At 64.0% G+C, this 18,728-nt stretch carries 13 protein-coding genes, 1 rRNA gene and 1 pseudogene; 4 read left to right on the top strand and 11 right to left on the bottom strand.

The window, feature by feature from the left end; genetic code table 11:
- Positions 1–10: 10 nt before the first annotated feature.
- Positions 11–634 (top strand): lysophospholipid acyltransferase family protein, encoded by a 624-nt coding sequence (locus tag ACN6NG_RS03075; RefSeq protein WP_016497906.1) that lies wholly within the window; start codon positions 11–13, stop codon positions 632–634.
- 1 nt (position 635) lies between these two features.
- Positions 636–1,568: a phosphatidate cytidylyltransferase gene (locus ACN6NG_RS03070; protein ID WP_016489124.1), complete on the top strand. Its 933-nt coding sequence runs from the start codon at positions 636–638 to the stop codon at positions 1,566–1,568.
- A gap of 19 nt (positions 1,569–1,587) precedes the next feature.
- Here ACN6NG_RS03070 and ACN6NG_RS03065 read toward each other — a convergent pair whose 3' ends face one another.
- Positions 1,588–1,995 carry a type II toxin-antitoxin system HicB family antitoxin gene (locus tag ACN6NG_RS03065; protein WP_016497905.1) on the bottom strand — a complete coding sequence of 136 codons (408 nt, stop codon included), beginning with the start codon at positions 1,993–1,995 and terminating at the stop codon, positions 1,588–1,590.
- A pseudogene (locus ACN6NG_RS03060) lies at positions 1,992–2,219 on the bottom strand (type II toxin-antitoxin system HicA family toxin). The gene ACN6NG_RS03065 and the pseudogene ACN6NG_RS03060 overlap by 4 nt, the downstream one beginning before the upstream one ends.
- Before the next feature lie 305 nt (positions 2,220–2,524).
- On the opposite strand from ACN6NG_RS03060, the gene ACN6NG_RS03055 reads away from it, so the two are divergent.
- On the top strand, positions 2,525–2,869 hold the full coding sequence (locus tag ACN6NG_RS03055; protein ID WP_003258412.1) for a cupin domain-containing protein: 345 nt from the start codon (positions 2,525–2,527) through the stop codon (positions 2,867–2,869).
- A gap of 231 nt (positions 2,870–3,100) precedes the next feature.
- Here the strand turns inward: ACN6NG_RS03055 and mmsB are convergent, their stop codons facing one another.
- Positions 3,101–3,988, bottom strand: coding sequence for a 3-hydroxyisobutyrate dehydrogenase (mmsB, locus tag ACN6NG_RS03050; RefSeq protein ID WP_258910850.1), 888 nt, complete (start codon positions 3,986–3,988; stop codon positions 3,101–3,103).
- Positions 3,989–3,997: 9 nt separating this feature from the next.
- On the bottom strand, positions 3,998–5,524 hold the full coding sequence (locus ACN6NG_RS03045; RefSeq protein WP_016497902.1) for a CoA-acylating methylmalonate-semialdehyde dehydrogenase: 1,527 nt from the start codon (positions 5,522–5,524) through the stop codon (positions 3,998–4,000).
- Between the two features lie 132 nt (positions 5,525–5,656).
- On the opposite strand from ACN6NG_RS03045, the gene ACN6NG_RS03040 reads away from it, so the two are divergent.
- On the top strand, positions 5,657–6,607 hold the full coding sequence (locus ACN6NG_RS03040) for a LysR family transcriptional regulator (protein ID WP_063422466.1): 951 nt from the start codon (positions 5,657–5,659) through the stop codon (positions 6,605–6,607).
- A 142-nt stretch (positions 6,608–6,749) separates the two neighbouring features.
- Here the strand turns inward: ACN6NG_RS03040 and yfiB are convergent, their stop codons facing one another.
- The 7 genes from yfiB to rrf all read right to left on the bottom strand — a co-directional run.
- A complete protein-coding gene (yfiB, locus tag ACN6NG_RS03035; RefSeq protein WP_063422467.1) occupies positions 6,750–7,241 on the bottom strand; it encodes an outer membrane lipoprotein YfiB in 492 nt (163 codons plus the stop codon).
- 4 nt (positions 7,242–7,245) lie between these two features.
- Positions 7,246–8,517, bottom strand: coding sequence for a diguanylate cyclase DgcN/YfiN (gene dgcN / locus ACN6NG_RS03030; RefSeq protein ID WP_063422469.1), 1,272 nt, complete (start codon positions 8,515–8,517; stop codon positions 7,246–7,248).
- A complete protein-coding gene (gene yfiR / locus ACN6NG_RS03025) occupies positions 8,514–9,080 on the bottom strand; it encodes a regulatory sequestration protein YfiR (protein ID WP_063422471.1) in 567 nt (188 codons plus the stop codon). The genes dgcN and yfiR overlap by 4 nt, the downstream gene beginning before the upstream one ends.
- A 198-nt stretch (positions 9,081–9,278) precedes the next feature.
- A complete protein-coding gene (gene recD, locus ACN6NG_RS03020; RefSeq protein ID WP_063422473.1) occupies positions 9,279–11,354 on the bottom strand; it encodes an exodeoxyribonuclease V subunit alpha in 2,076 nt (691 codons plus the stop codon).
- Positions 11,351–15,025, bottom strand: coding sequence for an exodeoxyribonuclease V subunit beta (gene recB / locus ACN6NG_RS03015; protein ID WP_353457476.1), 3,675 nt, complete (start codon positions 15,023–15,025; stop codon positions 11,351–11,353). The genes recD and recB overlap by 4 nt, the downstream gene beginning before the upstream one ends.
- Positions 15,022–18,501, bottom strand: coding sequence for an exodeoxyribonuclease V subunit gamma (recC, locus tag ACN6NG_RS03010; RefSeq protein ID WP_474312906.1), 3,480 nt, complete (start codon positions 18,499–18,501; stop codon positions 15,022–15,024). Before recC ends, recB begins: the two co-directional genes overlap by 4 nt.
- A 150-nt stretch (positions 18,502–18,651) precedes the next feature.
- Positions 18,652–18,728, bottom strand: a 5S ribosomal RNA gene (rrf, locus tag ACN6NG_RS03005); the annotation flags it as partial.

Raw genomic sequence — 18,728 nt, 5'->3', positions numbered from 1 at the left:
CCACCGATCCATGCTCGCCAACCTGACCGCCTACCTCATCACCTCCGCCGCCCGTCTGATCACGGGTGCCCGCGCCCTGTGGCTGGGTTGCACGCCGCTGCCAGTGCAGCGCCTGTACTTCGCCAACCACAGCAGCCACGGTGACTTCGTGCTGCTGTGGGCTTCACTGCCGCAGCCCTTGCGCAAACGCACCCGCCCGGTGGCCGGCGCGGACTACTGGGCCAAGCCGGGCATCCGCGATTTTCTCATTCGCAAGGTGTTCAACGGCGTATTGATCGACCGCCAACGCAGCGAAGGCCAAGGCAGCCCGCTACAGCCGATCCTCGAGGCAGTGGCCCAAGGCGACTCGCTGATCTTCTTCCCGGAAGGCACGCGTAACCTGGGCGACGAGCCACTGATGCCGTTCAGAAGCGGGTTGTACCACCTGGCCGCGGCCAACCCCGACGTCGAGCTGGTACCGGTATGGATCGCCAATCTCAACCGGGTGATGCCCAAAGGCCGCGCCCTGCCCCTGCCGTTGCTGTGCACACTGAGCTTTGGCGAACCGCTGCACCTGCACGCTGACGAAAGCAAGCAGGCCTTTCTCGAGCGGGCCAGCCAGGCCCTGCTGACCCTGGCCCCGAAGGATGCCTGACATGGACGACAACACCCTTTCCCTGTTCGCCGGCATCGGCGCCCTGCTGCTGCTCGCCAGCGTGACCGGCCGCCTGCTGAAGTGGCGCGCCGGCCCCGCGCCACACGCGGTGATTGACAACCTCAACGCCCGCATCAACGCCTGGTGGGTGATGGTGCTGGTGATCGGCATCGCCTTCCTCTTCGGTAAATACGGCGTGATCGTGCTGTTCTATGGCGTGTCGTTCTACGCCCTGCGCGAGTTCATGACCCTCACCCCGACCCGGCGCAGCGACTACCCGGCGCTGGTGGCAGCGTTTTATGTGGCACTGCCGGTGCAGTACGTGCTGATCGCCATGGACTGGTACGGCCTGTTCAGCATCTTCATCCCGGTGTACCTGTTCCTGCTGTTGCCGATTTTGGCCAGCTTCGGCGGCGATACCACGCGTTTTCTCGAACGTGCGTCGAAGGTGCAGTGGGGGCTGATGATCGCGGTGTACTGCGTATCGTCGGTACCCGCCTTGATGACCCTGGACATCCCCGGCTACGAGGGGCGGAACCTGCTGCTGATCGCCTGGCTGATCCTGGTGGTGCAGATCAGCGACGTGCTGCAATACGTGTGCGGCAAGCTCTTTGGCAAGCACAAGGTGGCCCCCAACCTGTCACCGTCCAAGACCGTAGAAGGGTTGGCCGGCGGCGTGGCACTGGCCACCCTGATCGGCGCCCTGTTGTGCTGGATCACCCCGTTCACCTTCTGGCAGGCCGCGCTGATGGCGTTGGCGGTCAACGCCATGGGCTTCTTCGGCGGGCTGGTGATGTCGGCGATCAAGCGCGACCGCGGGGTGAAAGACTGGGGGCACATGATCGAAGGCCACGGCGGCATGCTCGATCGCATGGACTCGGTGTGCTTTGCCGCGCCAGTGTTCTTCCACTTTGTGCGGTACTGGTGGGCGTAACGAATGCACGCGTCCGCGATCAGTGTGAAAGCGCCAATTCTCGCAACGCAGCCGAAGCCAGAAAACCGGAGCGGGATGCATAACGGTGATCACGCTTCACTTTTTCGTCTATCCGCTGAAGCAGGTTTTCCGGCAGCGTTGCATTGAAGCGAACCGCTTTGCCCAGATAGGGGGTGACGTCAAAATCCACTACGGCCCACACCCCGCCTTCATAGTCGGGGTTCGCCACATGGACATCGACTTCCTGTGCCTGCGGCAACGGCTCGTTATCTGCTACCAACCCTTCGAAATGAAGCGCCAGCGCCTCCTGAACGTTCTCCAGCGCCTGTGCGACTGTAGCGCCGGCGGAGAAGCAACCGGGCACATCGGGAACGGTCACGCCGTAATCCGAGCCGGTGTCTTTGTGTAATACAACCGGAATCTTCATTGATTACCTCCGTTGACGCTCGTGCTGGCAACGCTACCGGTTTGAATCAGACCGGCCTGTTTCAGAATGCTGCGTACCGTGCCTTTGGGCAGCTCGGTCTTGGGATGAGGAACAGTTACTCGCCCCTTTTTTGTGGGGTGCCGAAATTGCTGATGACTGCCTTTCACCTAGACCTCATACCACCCGTCAGCTTCAATTAGCTGGATGACTTCACGACTGCGCATGCACACTTCCTTCGGCAGTCGATGTGTATCATACACACCGAATTAACCAGAACAAAGCGCAGTACACACTATGCATACGTCTTGAGACTAGCGGACAGTCTGGATGAATCTGTAGGGACATGCGGAGTGAAATGAAGGAAATATCCCCGTGCCACCAATGCCCCACGTTGGGCTTGCGCACCACTGTCGAGCTAAAACGCCTGGCATAGCGCGACCAGACAGCTGGACGTCGAGCCCAGGCAACTGCGGCTCGGCCGATGGCCCTATGGTGACCAGTCATTCAGCCAGTCACCAGGAGTTGTCCCATGTCCGATTTCATCACCGTGCTGCGCGAAACCTGCCCGACGCCGGTCGTGGACGCCACCAAGTGGAAGCGCATCGGCGGCGATCCGCACACCGTCAACCTCAATGCCTACCTGTCGGCCGACGGCAGCAAGATCATGGGCACCTGGATCTGCACCCCGGGCAAGTTCGAGGTCAACTACGAGAAGTGGGAGTTCTGCCACTTCCTCGATGGCTACTGCATCATCACCCCGGAAGGCGAAGAGCCGAAGCACCTAAAAGCCGGTGACGTGTTCGTGATCGAACCGGGTATGAAAGGCACCTGGGAAGTGGTCGAGACCGTGCGCAAGTATTTCGTTTTCGCCTGATCCCTGAAGCTACACATAGCCCTGTGTAGGAGCAGCCTTGCGCTGCGAAGAGGCCAGTTCAGACACAGCAGTTGTGTTGTCTTGGCTGGCCTCTTCGCAGCACAAGGCTGCTCCTACAAACATTTGTAGCCTGAAATACGGGCAAAAAAATCGCGGGGCAGGTGCCCTTCCCTCTGGTGCGCAGTTACAGAGGGAAGGCCGCCTGGCCCGCGATGAAGCCCACCTCTTGCGTCAATCTTTCTTGCGATAACCCTCGACGATGGCCGAGAAGTCCTTGCCTCCCTCGCCACGCAGGCTCATGGCCTGATACAGCTGCTGGGCCACGGCGCCGAGGATCACCGGTTGGTGAGCCTGGCGTGCCGCTTCAGTGGCCAGCCCCAAATCCTTGAGCATCAGTTCGGCGCCAAAGCCGCCGGTATAGCCACGCGATGCCGGTGCCGTTTCGATAATGCCCGGCCACGGGTTGTAGGTGTCCGAACTCCAGCAACGCCCGGTCGAGCTGTTGATGATGCCGGCCAGCACCTTGGTGTCGATGCCCAGCGCGTTGCCCAGGGCCATGGCCTCGGACACACCGATCATCGAGATGCCCAACAGCAGGTTGTTGCAGATTTTGGCGATCTGCCCGGTGCCGACTTCACCGCAGTGCACGATGTTGCGGCCCATCTGCTCCAGTACCGGCTTGAGCGTGGCGAACAGCTCGGCGCTGGCACCGACCATGAAGGTCAGGGTGCCCGCCGCCGCGCCGCCGGTGCCACCGGACACCGGCGCGTCGCCCATGTCCACGCCCTTGGCCGCTGCCGCCTTGGACACATCACGGGCGGTCTGCGGGTCGATGGTGCTGCAGTCCACGGTAGGCGTACCGGCCCGAATACCGGCCAGCACGCCATCTTCGTTCAGGTACACGCTGCGCACATGGGCCGCGGCCGGCAGCATGGTGATCACCAGCTCGCTGTTGGCCGCCGCGTCCTTGGGCGACGGGCTGATCTGCCCACCCAGTTCTGCCAGCTCGGCCAGCACGGCCTTGTTGAGGTCGAACAGGTTCAGTTGGTGCCCGGCCTTGATCAGGTTGCGGGCCATGGGCGCGCCCATGTTGCCGAGGCCGATGAATGCGATACGCATGACTTCTCCTTAGCGCAGGCTGATGGTGGTGTTCACACCGTCATTGATGCTGTCGTCATCGAACCAGCGGGCGGTGACGGTCTTGGTCTGAGTGTAGAACTGCACCACTTGCTTGCCGTACGGGCCGAGGTCGCCGAGCTTGGAGCCACGGGAGCCGGTAAAGCTGAAGAACGGTACCGGTACCGGGATAGGGATGTTGATGCCGACCTGGCCGATATCGATTTCGCTCTGGAACTTGCGCGCTGCCGCGCCGCTCTGGGTGAACAGGCCGGTGCCGTTACCGAACGGGTTGGCGTTGACCAGCGCAATGGCCTCGTCGAGGGTATCGACCTCCAGGGTGACCAGCACCGGGCCGAAGATTTCCTGGGTATACACCTGCATGTCGGTCTTCACGCCCGAGAACAGGGTTGGGCCAACGAAGTTGCCTTGCTCGTAGCCCGGCACCGTGACCTCGCGGCCGTCGAGCTCCAGCTTGGCGCCTTCCTTGATGCCGCTTTCGATCAGGCCCAGCACACGCTCCTTGGCGCGCTTGGAAACCACCGGGCCCACGTCGGTACCCGGTTCGCAGCCGGCATTGACCTTGAGCTTGCTCGCCGCGTCCTTGATGTCGGGCAGCCACTCACGGGCCTTGCCCACCAGCACCGCCACCGAGGTGGCCATGCAGCGCTGGCCCGCCGCGCCGAAGGCGGCACCGACCAGGGCGTTGACGGTTTGCGTGCGGTTGGCATCGGGCAGCACCACCGCGTGGTTCTTGGCGCCCATCATCGACTGCACGCGCTTGCCGTGCTGGCTGCCGAGGTTGTACACATGGGTGCCGACTTCGGTAGAACCGACGAAGGAAATTGCCTTGATGTCCTGATGCGTGCAGATGGCATCCACCACCTGCTTGCCACCGTGCACCACGTTGAGCACGCCTGCCGGTACGCCGGCTTCCAGCGCCAGCTCGACCAGCAGCATGGTCGACAGCGGGTCCTGCTCAGACGGTTTGAGCACGAAGGTGTTGCCGCAGACGATGGCCATGGGGAACATCCACAGCGGGATCATGGCCGGGAAGTTGAACGGGGTGATACCGGCGCATACGCCGATTGGCTGGCGCAGGGTGTAGGTATCGACACCGCCGGCGACGTTCTCGGCGAACTCGCCCATCTGCAGGGTACCAATGGACGCAGCGTGTTCGACCACTTCCAGGCCGCGGAAGATATCGCCTTCAGCATCGGCCAGGGTTTTGCCCTGCTCGGCGCTGAGCACCTGGGCAATGCGTTTGGTGTGTTCGCGGATCAGCGCCTGCAGCTTGAGCATGATGCGCATGCGCGCGCCGATCGGGGTGTTGCGCCAGGTCTGGAAAGCGCTGTGGGCAGCAGCCACGGCAGCGTCGACTTCCTCGACGGTGGCGAACGGCACGCGCGCCAGCACTTCTTGGGTGGCCGGGTTGACGATGTCGCGCCACTCGGTAGTTTTCGATTCGACCCACTGGCCGTTGATCAGCAGCTTCACCTGCTCGACCTTGGTGCTGTTAGGGGACTGCGGTGCGTTCATCTGCGTTCTCCTTGGAATTATTGTCGGGACGAGATCGCCAGCGCCAAGCAAACGCGAGGTGGCGTCCTGAGGCTTGTTTCGAGTATAGATGTGCAAACATCCAACAAGAACGCACAAAAAAACCGGATCATCATGCAAAAAGACCTCACATCCCTGAGCACACTCAACTGGGACGACCTGAAGTTTTTCCTCGAAGTGGCCCGCACCCGCAAGGCCAGCAGCGCCGCCAAACGCCTGAGCGTGGACTACACCACGGTGTCGCGGCGCATCAGCTCGCTGGAGGGGGCGCTGGGCACGTTGCTGTTCGAAAAGTCGCGGACCAACGGCTTTGTCCTCACTGCCGAGGGCCAGCGCTTGCTCGGTTATGCCGAGTCGATCGAAAGCACGCTGCACATGGCGTGCGAGCAGGTGTCCGGGTCGGGCGTGGCGTTGTCGGGGCATGTACGCATGGGCTGCACCGAGGGCTTCGGCAGCTTTTTCATCACCCCACAGCTAAGCCACTTCGTTGATGCCTACCCGGCGATTTCTGTGGATATCCTGCCACTGCCGCACTTCATCAGCCTGTCCAAGCGCGAGGCGGACATCGTCATTGCCCTGGAGCGGCCGGAGCATGGGCCTTATGTGTGCTGCAAGCTGTGCGATTACCGCTTGCGGCTGTATGCGACCCAGGATTACCTGGACGGCCATGCGCCGATCCGCCAGGTAGCGGACTTGGCCAAACACCCGTTCATCAGTTACGTGGATGACCTGGCGTTCAGTTCGGAGCTTTTGTACCTGGCCAACCTGATTCCGGGTGCCAGCGCGCACTTGCGCAGTACCAGTGTGATTGCCCAGTACACAGCGGCATTGCAGGGGCGTGGGCTGGCGATACTGCCGTGCTTCCTTGCGGCGCAAGACCCGCGGCTGGTGACGGTGCTGCCCGAGGAGATCGAGGTGACGCGGCAGTTCTGGATGTACTGCCGGGAGGATTTGCGCAAGTTGAAGCGGATTACCCTGTTGTGGGATTACATCCGTGGGGTGACCGAGGCGAATGCGCCGTTGTTGATGGGGGAAACCCGCGACATGCGCTTTGCCCAGGAATAATGGGGCTGCATAGCTCCTTTGCAGGAGCAGCCTTGTGCTGCCAAGGGGCCAGTCATGGCAATACAACTGCTGTGCCTGGTCTGGCCTCTTCGCAGCACAAGGCTGCTCCTACAGAGAAATGTGATAGCTCAGAGGACAGCGGTCAGTAGGACGCCACCACGATGGACACCCGCCGGTTCTCGGTACGCCCGGCACTGGTGCGGTTGTCCGCCACTGGCTGGCTGCTGCCCAGGCCACGGCTCTGGATGTTCTGCGCCTGCATGCCGACCCCGACCAGCGCCTTGGTCACGCTTTGCGCACGGCGCTCGGACAGCTGCTGGTTGTACGCCGCTTTGCCCGACGAATCAGCATGGCCGTCCACCCGTACGCCCTGGATGCCAACGCCGAGCAGCGCCTTGCCAATGCGCTCGACAATCGCCTGGCTCTGGTCGTTGAGGCCATCCAGGTCGCTGCCGAACAACACTTTGCCGGACAGGTCGTAGGCCCAGCCCTCATCGGTCGGGGTAAAGCCTTCGCGCTTGAGCACGGCGATCTGTTCGGGGGTCAGGCCTTTGGGGGGCGTGCTCTGGCAACCGGTCAGCGCCAGCACGGCGAGCAACAAGGCCCAAAGGGGGAAACGTAAAGCGTGTATCACGGGTTCAACTCCTGTTCTTGATTTCATTGGCGGACCGTTCCGTCTGCGCCACTTGCCAATGGCCACGGCGTTTGCGCTTGGCCTGGTACATCGCCGCATCGGCGGCATTGAGAAGACTGGCGGCGTCAGCGCCGTCATCCGGGTAATAGGCAATACCGACACTCAGTGAGGTGGCGATGCTGCGGCCACTGTCCAGCTGCACGGGCAGCTTCATGCTGGCAACAATCTTCTCGGCAATGAGCTCGGCGTCCTCGCGCGACTGCAAAGGTGTGAGCAGTACCGCGAACTCATCACCGCCCAGGCGTGCCACCAGGTCGTGCTCGCGCAGTTGGGCACGCACGCGGTCGGCCACGCTGATCAGTACTTCGTCACCCACGGCATGGCCGAGGGTGTCGTTGATCTGCTTGAAGTGGTCACTGTCGAGAAACAACAGCGCCATGTGGTCCTGCTGGCGCGCCGCATTGCGTACGCTGCGGCTCAGGCGCCCCTCGAAGAAGGCGCGGTTGGGCAGGCCGGTCAGGCTGTCGTGGCTGGCCTGGTGGGCCAGGGTCTGGTTTTCGTTCTGCAGGTGGCTGTGCCATACCTCCAGTTCGTCGAGCAGGGCATTGAAGTCGTTGCCCAGTTCGTTGAGTTCGGCAATCGGTGCTTCCGGTACGCGCCGGTCGAAACTGCGCTCGCGGCGGGCGGCGTGGGCGACACTGGCCAGGCCACGCAGCGGGCGGACGATATCGCTGAGCAGGCGCCGCGACAGGTATTGCGCCGCCAGGGCGCTGAGTATTGTGCAGAAGAGGATGCCGGCCAAGCCGCTCAGCAGGAACAGCAAGAGGCTACGGCCCTGGCCGACCAGTTCGATGTGCCCGACCTGCTGTTGCTGGTGCAGGATCGGCAGGTTCACCGGCTCATCCAGCAAGGCGGTGGCGACCTGCACTTCAAGCTTGGCGAGCATGCCAGTATCGGCGCGTTGCCAGTGCGCCAGCAGCTCGCCTTCGTCGTTGAAGACCTTGGCCTCGGCCACTTCCTCGCGACTGGCGATCAGCGCCAGCGATTCATTGGCCGCGGCACTGTCGTCGAATACCACCGCCGCTTCCACGGTGTAGTTGATCGACCGGGCGATCAGGTGCAGGTTGTGATTGGCGTACACACGCAGGGCGAGCACGCCCAGCAGGGTAAGGGAAATACCGGCCAGGCCCACGGCAAGCAAGGCAACGCTGAGGTGGCCTCGGCCCAGCACCGAGCGCAGGGTCGGGCGCACGCCCTGCTTGCGTGTCGGTTTCATGGCTGCACCGCCCGGCGCCGCGACAATTGCAGCACACTGGGGTGGATGCGTACGCCGGAACGCGCCACCGAGTCGAGGTTGACGTCAAAGGCTACCTGCTGGTCGCTGACCCGCAGGCAGAACAGGCTGCCAACCGTGCACGGGTCGTTCGCTTCGCTGATGCTCAGTACCGGGTGGCCGCTGACGCGCTCGAACAGCCGATCGCGCTGGCCCTGGTCGAGTTTGCCGATGTAGATGGCATCGCAGGCCTGGGCAGCCTGAGTGTCTTCTGCCAGCAGGCGCCGCACCTGTAGCGGGCGGCCGGACTCCTGCACATGGCCTTTGATCAGGTCATCGGCGTATTCGGTCGGGCCGACCAGGCACAAGCGCAAGGGTGAAGGTTCGACGGGCCAGCGGGCGTAACTGAAGATGCCGAGTACCACTTGGGTGACGGCCTTGGCGCGTTGCTGCACCTGGGCGGCGGTTGTGGCGGTTTCTGCCCGGGCGGGGCCTGCAGAAAGGAACAGGACGGCCAGCAATAGCGAAAGCGCACAGCTTGTCACTCGCCTTGCGGCCACGTTCATGTGGGAAATCTCTTAAAGTCCTTACCACTATCGGCGCAAAGATAGCACATGGCCGCATCGTTGTAGGAATGAGCTGCTTCATGTATCGGGGTTGATGGCCCAATCGCCGGCAAGCCAGCGCCCACAGGTACAGCACAGCTTTCAAAGGCTGTGGAATCCCTGTGGGGGCTGGCTTGCCGGCGATTGGGCCTCGCGGTCTTACACCTGTTCCAGCATCAACCCGGAAATACGCCGCACCTTGCGCGCCACCGCTTCTTCGAAAATGCCCTGGCGTGGCTCGACCAGGCTGAAGCAGTGCTTGGCCCGTGTGATGCCGGTGTATACCAGCTCCTTGGTCAGCACCGGGTTGAGCGCATCCGGCAGCACCAGGGCCGTGTGGCTGAACTCCGAGCCCTGGGACTTGTGCACGGTCATGGCAAATACCGTTTCCACTTCATTGAGCCGGCTGGGCAAGACGAAACGCACACCACCACTGCCGTCGTTCCGCGGGAAGGCCACCCGCAGCAGCGGCTCACCGCGCTCGTCCGGCAGGCGCAAGGCAATGCCGATATCACCGTTCATCAGCCCCAGGCCGTAGTCGTTGCGGGTCACCAGCACCGGGCGCCCTTCGTACCAGGGCTGCTGGCTGTCGATCAGCCCGGCATTGTGCAGCACCCGGGCCACCCGTTCGTTGAGGCCTTCGACACCCCAGGCGCCACGGCGCACCGCGCACAGCAACTGGAAGTCCTCGAAGCTGTGCAGCACCCTGCCCGCCCATTGCTCCCACGCGGGGTCGTCAAATGCGGTGCCGAGTGCAGGCCGGTAGCGGCCAAGGGTGCGCAGGTAGCTGCGATAGCCCTGCGGGCCTTCGGCACCGCGGTTCAGGCCGTCGAGTAGCAGGCGGTCGAAAGCACGGTCCTGCTCGTGCTTGAGGGCAAGGCTGTGCACGTCGGCCGGCGGCTTGGCCAGCAGGTTGCGCGCCGCGTGGGAATCCTGGCGATTGACCAGCCGCGCCAGCTGGCCGATGCCGCTGCCTTCGCCGAAGCGCCGCGAGAAGCGCAGCATCACCAATTGCTGGGCCAGCGGATTGCGCTGCCCATCACCGGCCTTGAGGCCGCTGGCGGCCAGCGACTCGCCACTGATCTGCTCCAGCCACGCAGCGGTCGCTGGCGAGTAATAACCCTCTTCGGCATCCCGGCACAGGTCGCCCAGTACCGCACCGGCCTCGACCGAGGCCAACTGGTCCTTGTCACCCAGCAGCACCAGACGCGCCCGGGGTGGCAAGGCGTCGAGCAGGTTGGCCATCATTTCCAGGTCGATCATCGATGCTTCGTCGACCACCAGCACATCCAGCGGCAGCGGGTTGCCGGCATGATGGCGGAAGTGCCGGGAGCCGGGGCGGCTGCCGAGCAGGCGGTGCACGGTGCTGACGTCAGTGGGGATTTGCCCGCGTACTTCGGCACTGACTTGCAGGCGCTCGACTTGCTGGCCAATGGATTCGGTCAGGCGCGCAGCGGCTTTGCCCGTCGGCGCGGCCAGGCGGATGCGCAGCGGCCTGCCCTGCTCCACCGCCGGGCCTTGCAGCAAGGCCAGCAGGCGCACCACGGTGGTGGTTTTACCCGTGCCGGGGCCACCCGTGATGATGCTGAAACCGGCACGGGTGGCCAGCGCACAGGCGAGCTTCTGCCAGTCCACCTGGCCATCTGGTGCACCGCCTTCGAACAGCTGTGCCAGGCGATCTGACAGGTCGGGCAGCGGTGCTTCGGCCTGGGTCAGGCGCTGACGCAAGGTATGGTCGATACGCCGCTCGTAGCTCCAGTAACGGCGCAGGTACAAGCGCTCACCGCTGAGTACCAGTGGCCGGGCTTGTTGGCCCGGGGTATCGCCAGCGGCCACCAGCGAGCTGGCGGCGATGCGCTGGCGCCAGGCATTCAGATCGAGGTTGGCCAGCAACTGCGACGGCAGCAGCAAGGGCCCGATCAGGGCATCGCCTTCAGGCGGCAGCGACAGGGCGAAGTCGGGCTCGGCCAGGGTTTGCTGCAGGTCGAGGCAGACATGGCCGTGGCCCAGTTGGTGGCTGGCCAATGCTGCCGCCAGCAACAGCAAGGGATCACTGCCGGGGGCGCGCTCTTCGAGGAACGACACGAACGCACGGTCCAGGGCCCGCAGCCAGCCCCGCTCTACCCAGCGGTCGAGCAGTTGCAGCAGGTCACCGCTGTCATGCTGCGGCGCCAGCGCCAGCAAGTGCTCGGCGTGCAACGGGGTGGGCAACAGGTCAACCAGGTTTCGGCTCATATCTCGGCTCCGGCAAACAGGTCCTGCTGTGCCGGTGGGTGCTCGCCACGGAACAGCGCATCAAGGCTTTCGATCAGCTCGCGCGGTGGCTTGGTGTGGTACACGCCGTGGCCGCTGCTGCTCGCGCCGCGCAGGAAGATGAACAGGGCGCCGCCGACATGGCGGTCGTAATCGTAGTCCGGCAGGCGAGCGCGCAACTGGCGGTGCAGGGCCAGCAGGTACAGCACGTACTGCAGGTCGTACCGGTGCTCGATAATGGCCTTTTCCATGGCCATGGCGTCGTAGGCCTGGATGTCCGGGCCCAGCCAGTTGGACTTGTAGTCGGTGACGTAGTAACGCCCGTCCAGCTCGAACGCCAGGTCGATGAAACCTTTGAACATGCCGTTGAGCACGGTCGGCTGCGCCGCCGGGCGTGCCAGGCCCGGATGGGTGTGGCGTGCCACCAGGCGGTCGAGTTGTTCGGCGTCGACCTGGTGGCTCGCGAACCAGAACTCCATTTCGATCTGGTAATGACGCAACTGCCCCAGCGTCACGCCCTGGTCGCTGCCCGGCAACGGGAGCGCCTCGCCCAGCAGGCGTCGCATCCACTGGCTGAGGGTGGGGATCCAGCCGGTCCAGTCGCGGCGGTTGCAGCGCTGGCCAACGGTGCGCTCGATCAGCTGCGGGTCACTGCTGACCTGGCTGAAGCCCTCGCGGCCCGCCCATTCCAGCAAGCCATGCAGGAAGGTGCCGGGGTTCGGCCCCCGCGGGAAGCGGTGAATGTCGCCACTGTCGGCCGGCACCTCGCGCAGTACCTGGGCATCGACCACTTCGTCATCCAGCAGTTGCTGGGCCTGCGAACTGTCGGCAACCAGCGCCTGATCGCCGATACGCAGGGCGCTATACGAAGCGATCCACCAATGCTCGGCCGCTGCGCGGCGCGGCTTGCGTGCGGGCAGCAGCTCACGGTCGGCATGGGGCATGCGATACACCTGCTCGTCTGCCGGCGGCAGGCCCGGGCAAGCGATGTGCGGACATGTCGCCGCCAGCGCCTGCAACCACTGGGTAAGCTGCTGCGAGCCTGCCAGGGCAAGGCCACCACCCAACAGATAGCCAAGTGCCGAGCGGTGCAGTTGTGAACTCTTTTGATTGCCGCGCTTCAAGTCGGCAACACCCAGCCAGCAAGCATGCTGGGCACGGGTCAGGGCCACGTAGAGCAGACGCAGGTCTTCGGCCAGGCGCTCGTCGTCGGCCCGCTCGATCTGCGCCTGGTCCGGGGTCAGGGTGAGGTGGGCGTCGCCGTGGCTGTCATGCCAGGCCAACGGCAGGCGGCTGCCGTCCACCGGTTTGCTGGTGCAGATGAACGGCAGGTAAACCAGGGGATACTCCAGGCCCTTGGACTTGTGGATGGTCACGACCTTGACCAGCTGTTCGTCGCTCTCCAGGCGCAGGATCTGCTCTTCACCGGCCTGCCCGGAACTGGCCAGGTGCTCGGCCAGGTGGCGGATCAGCGCCTGTTCACCGTCCAGCTCACCCGCCGCCTGCTGCAGCAGTTCGGCCAGGTGCAGCAGGTTGGTCAGCACACGTTCGCCGTCACTGCGGCGGATCAGCGTGCGCGGCAGTTGGAAGTCGTGCAGCAGGTGCCGCAGCATGGGCAGTACACCTTGGCGTTGCCAGGTATCGCGATAATGGCGAAAACGCATGACCCAACCTTCCCAGACCCGTTCGTCCTGGGTCAGCCGGTCCAGCGCGGCCAGCGACAGGCCCAGTGTCAGGCTGGCCAGTGCGGCCTTGAGCAGGCGCTCCGAGTCTGGCTCGGCGCAGGCCTTGAGCCAGGCCAGCAGGTCGTGGGCTTCCTGGGCGGAAAACACCGAGTCCTTGTCGGACAGGTACACACTGCGCACATCGCGTGCGGCCAGCTCGGCGCGGACCATCTGCGCTTCATGGCCGTCACGCACCAGGATGGCGATGTCTGAGGGCAGGCACGGGCGCAGTTCGCCTTCGCCATTCTGGAAGCCCGCTGTGCCCTGCTGACCGCCATTGAGCAAGGCGACGATATGGCTGGCGCAGCTGGCCGCCAGCTGCTGGCGGTAGACACTGGTGGAGACTGGCTCTTCGCTCGCCAGCTGCCAGCATTGCAGGGCTGCGCTGGCTTCCCCGTCAATCAGCAGCTGTTCGCCACGGCCCTTGGCGCGGACTTCGATGAACGGCAGCGGGTTGTCATCGGGCTCGCGGAACAGGAATGCCCCGCGCCCCGCATCACGCACCTCGGCCTGGAGGAATACCTGGTTGACCGCCGCGACCATGGCCGTGCTGGAGCGGTAGTTGGTGTCCAGGCTATGCAGCCGGCCGCTGGTGGCGCGCCGTGCAGCGAGGTAGGTGTAGATGTCGGCACCGCGGAAGGCGTAGATCGCCTGCTTGGGGTCACCGATCATGAACAGGCCGGTTTCTGCGCGGTTTTCGCTGATCTGGTAGATGCGCTCGAAAATGCCGTACTGCACCGGGTCGGTGTCCTGGAATTCGTCGATCAGGGCTACCGGGAACTGCTCGCGGATCAGGCCGGCCAGGCGTTCACCGGCCTCGCTGGCCAAGGCGTGCTGCAGGCGCACGAGCATGTCGTCGAAGCCCATTTCCGCACGCCGGCGCTTCTCGACTTCGAACCGCGCCGATACCCAGTTGGCGGCATGCTCGAGCAAGGGCGCCTCTGGGCTGTCCAGGGCCTGCAATTGTTGCGGCAGTGTCTGCATCGCGTTGAGGGCCGGGTGCTCAGGTGGCTCGCCCTTCCAGGCTTCGGCCATGCCGTCTGGCGTCAGGCGGGTGAAACCGGTACCCAGGTCGAGCTCCACGAGTTGCTCGTCGCCGGCCCAGGCAGAGAGCTTGTCGAACCAGGGCTCGAAGTAACGGGCCTGCATCTTGCGGCCATCGAGCTGCTTGGCGGCCAGCGCATCGCGGCAGATTTGCCGCAGTTCGTCGGCCCACTGCGCCCACGGCGCCTTGAGCCGGGCCAACTGTTCGCCACGTTGCTGCAGCGATGCCTGGATCAGTGCTGCGGGCTCTGGCCCATCCTGCTGGGCGCGCACGCGGCCAAACAGTGGGCGAATGCGCGGCAGCAAGGCATCGGGGCTGCCCCAGTTGCCGCGCACCCAGACCAGTGCGTCACCTTGCATGCCATAGCAGAAGCGCCGCCAGTAATCCCGCATGACCTGGCCGAGCAGTTCACTGTGGTCGGTTTCCAGGGTCTGGGTGAACAGGCTGCCGCTGTCGAAGGCATGCTCGCGCAGCATGCGCTGGCACCAGCCGTGGATGGTCGATACCGCAGCCTCGTCCATCCACTGCACGGCGATTTCCAGGCGGCCTGCACAACGCGGCCAGGCCTCTTGCGGATAATCGTCACGCAGCTGATGCAGCAGCGGGTCTGCGCGTTCCAGTTCGCCACGGAAGAACCGTGCAGCCTCTGCCAGACGGGCGCGGATACGTTCGCGCAGTTCCTTGGTGGCTGCGTCGGTGAAGGTGACCACGAGGATCTGCGGTGGCAGCAGCTCGCGACCAAAACCCTGCTCACCTCCGTGGCCGAGGATCAGGCGCAGGTACAGCGCCGAAATGGTAAAGGTCTTGCCCGTACCGGCGCTTGCCTCGATCAGCTGGCTGCCGTGCAGGGGGAAACTCAGTGCCAGAGGACGGTCCTGGGTCATGCGCCTTTCTCCGGGTTGCCCAGGGTCTGCCAAGGGGCGGTGAACAATGGGCGGTACAAGGTTTCGCACCAGCCTTCAAAGGTTTCGTCAGCGGTGAGTGCGGCGAAGTCGCGGTACTGTCGGGCCAGGGCGATGCTTTCATTGCGCTCACCGAAACTGGTGCGCTCGTCGCCCTCATAGGCACGGGCAGCTGCGGCCAGGGCTTTGTCGGCATCATCCTGGGCCAGCCAGGCGAACGCGGTCTTCGCTGCAACCGGCAGCGGCGCGTTCATCGCCGCCTGGCGGGCCACCAACAGGTCGCCCAGCAATTGTGCGGCCTGATCTTGCGGCAGCGGTGCGAGCAGCAGAGTCAGGTCACTGGCCACCAAGGCACTGTTGTAGTGGTAGCCCGCCGCGCAGGCCGCCAGGTGCGTAACCCAGGGCGCAATCAGGCGGTGCCACTTGAGGTTGTTGCGCCCGGCGCTGATGGTGTTAGGCACGGTGGTGATGCTCAGCAGGCTCTGGTCATCCGCCTGGAACACACGGCCCAGCCAGCCTTCGAGCCGATGTTGGCCGTGCTCGAAATGCACCGGCAACGCGCCCTCGACCAGCTGGGGCCAGCGTTGCAACAACTGGCGGTGGCGTTGCAGCAAATCTGGTAGAGGTTCGATCAACTCGCTCTGCAGCAATTCGCCAAAGCCGGCCAGCGGCAGCAAGCCACAGGCCTGCAGACGTCGGGCCTGTGCCTGCAAGGCTTGCTCGGCATTGTCCGGCTCGGACAGCGCCGCACCCAGCAGGCTTTCGCTGGCGCCGTAGCGTTGCAGGGTATCGAGAACGAACGGTTCTTCATCTGGGGTTGGCGCTTCCAGCGCTTCGAAATACACCTTCAGCCGCTGACTGAAGAAATGCCGCACCGGGTGGCGCAGAAAGTCATTCAGTTGGGTGAGGCTCAAGGCTTCATCGTCCTGGTAAGGCGGCAGGTCGGAGTCGCCCTGCTCATCCTCCTCACTCTGCCGGTGCAGCACCTGCCATTCATGGGCAAAGCTGAACAGCGGGCTGCCCTTCTCGAAGTAACGCGAGCTGAACGGTTGCAGCGGGTGCTCCTGGGTCAGGGCGTGTAAAAACTGCTCGCCCGGTTGTGCGGGCTGCCCTTGCTCTGCGCCGGCCAGATGCCAGCCGGCGGCAAGGTGATCGCGCAACTGGCCGATCAGTACCGAGGCCGGGCGCTCGCTGTTGTCGCGGATACTGCGCCCGATCCAGCTGATATACAGCTGGTCACGTGCCGACAGCAGCGCTTCGAGCAGCAGGTAGCGGTCATCTTCGCGGCGCGAGCGGTCACCGGGTCGGTAATCGCTGGCCATCAGGTCGAAGTCCAGCGGTTGCTGGGCGCGGGGGTATTCGCCATCGTTCATGCCCAGCAGGCAGACCACGCGGAACGGGATGGCGCGCATGGGCATGAGGGTGCAGAAGTTCACCGAACCGGCGAGGAAACGTTGCGACAGCTTGCCCTGGTCGAGGCCCGACAGCCAGGCTTCACGGACTACGGTCAGCGGCAGCGGGTCTTGCAGGTCAACGGCCTCGCACACTTCGAGCCAGCTATCGCGCAGGTCCTGCAACTGCATCAGCAGGAATTCGTCGTGCTCGCCTTCGGCGAGGAAGAACACTTGCAACAAGGCATTCAGGCGCTCCCCCCACTGGCTGACGGTAGCAGGCTCGGACAAGGCTTGATAGGCCACTTCGAGCGCGTCAAGCAGCGCGGCCAGCGGGCCGATCAACGCCGCGTCCAGGCCACCGATTTCATCGTAGGGTTCGATGCCATCACACGCTTCACCCACGCCCACCGCGTAGCCCAGCAGCATGCGCCGCAACCCAAAACGCCAGCTGTTCTGTTCAAGCCCTGCGGGCAAGCCCAAGCTGGCCCGCTGCTCGGCATTGAGCCCCCAGCGAATGCCGGCGCCCTCGATCCAGCGGTGCAGGGTAGGCAGGTCGTTTTCGCGAATGCCAAAACGTGCCCGCACGGCCGGTACGTCCAGCAGGTCGAGCACTTCGCTGACCGCGAAACGGCTGTCCGGCAATTTCAGCAGGTGTTCGAGGGCGATCAGCAGAGGCTCGCGACCACGCTGGCCCTGGTCGGTGAGGGTGAACGGAATGTAGCGCGGGTCATTGCGTTGCAACTGGCCGAACACCGCGCGGATATGCGGCGCGTAGGTGTCGACGGCCGGCAGCATGACGATCACGTCACGCGGGCGCAAGGTAGGGTCGGCGCTGAAGCGGGCCAGCAGCTGGTCGTGCAGGATCTCGACTTCGCGTTGCGGGCTGTGGGCAATGTGGAAACGTACCGAACGGTCTTTCACCGTGTCGACTGCCGGCCAAAGTTCGCGGGTTTCGGCGAGCGGGCGCAGCTCGAGAATGTCGTCCTGCAACTGGTTTAGCAGCGTTGTGGGCGAGCCATCACTGAACAGGTCGATGCGGCCATCGCTGAACACACCCTGGTAGCTGCCTGGGTCGTCATAACTGTCGAGCAGGTTGATGTAGTCGCGGCCTTGTTTGCCCCAGGCTGCCAGCAACGGGTGGGCATGTTGATGCAGCGACTGGTCGTCCAGTTGCAGGGGCATGCCCTGCTTGCGCTGCTGGCGCTTGTACTGATGGCGCAGCAAATCCTTGTCGGCAACGATATCGGCCCAGTGGTGGCGGCAGGGGTTGTGCACGCACAACAGCACCTGACTAAAGCGCGCCAGGCCCGCCAATGCTTCCAGGGCCTGGGCTGGTAGCGAAGAGATACCGAACACAATCACCCGCGGTGGCAGCCCGGCCGGTGCCTGCTGCAGGCTGTTGATACGCTCGATGAAGCGCTGATGCACCCCCGCGCGGCTCTGTGCCATGCCCGCTTCACCAACATCATCCAGCAGCGCACGCCACAATTCGGCCTGCCAGCGATTGCCCGGGGGCAGCGCTTTACGCTCGCCGCGGGCGGTGTTGAGAATGTGCTCGCCCGCCGCCCAGTCCTTGAGCCAATCAGCGCGGTAGACCTGGTACTGGTCAAACAGGTCGGCCAACCGCTCGGCGAGCTGGTAACGCTTGCGCAGGTCGCTGTCGTCGGTAAGGAAGCGCCGCAGCGGTTCGAAATGCGGTCGCTCGGTCAGGGCTGGCAGCAGGCGCATCAGGCGCCAGGTCAGCGGGGCCTTGTCGAGCAGGGAAACTTCAGGAATTTCGTCGCGGCCCAACACGCTTCGGTATAACTGCCACATGAAGCTGCCGGGCAGTTGCACATCGATAGCGGCGGCGATGCCACAACCACCCTGGTCGTCTTCAAGCGGGTCTTCGGCCAGGGCGAGCTTGAGCCATTGGGCGATTCCATTGCTTTGTACCAGGGCGATTTCGTTTTCCAGCGGAGCCAAGGGGTAGCGACGCATCCAGCTCACCACCAGACTGCGCAGGTCGTCGAGGCGGTTGCCGTGGACGATCATGAAGCCGGGGTGGAGAGTGGTAGTAGCCATTGAGCATTCCCTGAGAGGCGGTTGTTTCCGATGCGGAACCATATCACGGGGCATGCCGTGGACCATGGCATGCATGGAGACAAATCTTTTCCTTGGCGGAAAAGACAAAACCCCTACCTGCATGCGCAGATAGGGGTTTTGCGAAATGAATCTTGACGATGACCTACTCTCACATGGGGAAACCCCACACTACCATCGGCGATGCATCGTTTCACTACTGAGTTCGG

The sequence above is a fragment of the Pseudomonas sp. TSO6 genome, from assembly GCF_056098905.1.
The sequence above is the reverse complement of the archived record's forward strand: the minus strand, read 5'-3'. Positions and strand labels throughout refer to the sequence as shown.

What these genes read in the sequence shown, in the direction of transcription:
- ACN6NG_RS03075 (WP_016497906.1), top strand. Translation starts at nt 11, where the DNA reads ATGCTCGCCAACCTGACCGCCTACCTCATCACCTCCGCCGCCCGTCTG.
- ACN6NG_RS03070 (WP_016489124.1), top strand. Translation starts at nt 636, where the DNA reads ATGGACGACAACACCCTTTCCCTGTTCGCCGGCATCGGCGCCCTGCTG.
- ACN6NG_RS03065 (WP_016497905.1), bottom strand. Translation starts at nt 1,995, where the DNA reads ATGAAGATTCCGGTTGTATTACACAAAGACACCGGCTCGGATTACGGC.
- ACN6NG_RS03055 (WP_003258412.1), top strand. Translation starts at nt 2,525, where the DNA reads ATGTCCGATTTCATCACCGTGCTGCGCGAAACCTGCCCGACGCCGGTC.
- mmsB (WP_258910850.1), bottom strand. Translation starts at nt 3,988, where the DNA reads ATGCGTATCGCATTCATCGGCCTCGGCAACATGGGCGCGCCCATGGCC.
- ACN6NG_RS03045 (WP_016497902.1), bottom strand. Translation starts at nt 5,524, where the DNA reads ATGAACGCACCGCAGTCCCCTAACAGCACCAAGGTCGAGCAGGTGAAG.
- ACN6NG_RS03040 (WP_063422466.1), top strand. Translation starts at nt 5,657, where the DNA reads ATGCAAAAAGACCTCACATCCCTGAGCACACTCAACTGGGACGACCTG.
- dgcN (WP_063422469.1), bottom strand. Translation starts at nt 8,517, where the DNA reads ATGAAACCGACACGCAAGCAGGGCGTGCGCCCGACCCTGCGCTCGGTG.
- yfiR (WP_063422471.1), bottom strand. Translation starts at nt 9,080, where the DNA reads ATGAACGTGGCCGCAAGGCGAGTGACAAGCTGTGCGCTTTCGCTATTG.
- recD (WP_063422473.1), bottom strand. Translation starts at nt 11,354, where the DNA reads ATGAGCCGAAACCTGGTTGACCTGTTGCCCACCCCGTTGCACGCCGAG.
- recB (WP_353457476.1), bottom strand. Translation starts at nt 15,025, where the DNA reads ATGACCCAGGACCGTCCTCTGGCACTGAGTTTCCCCCTGCACGGCAGC.
- recC (WP_474312906.1), bottom strand. Translation starts at nt 18,501, where the DNA reads ATGGCTACTACCACTCTCCACCCCGGCTTCATGATCGTCCACGGCAAC.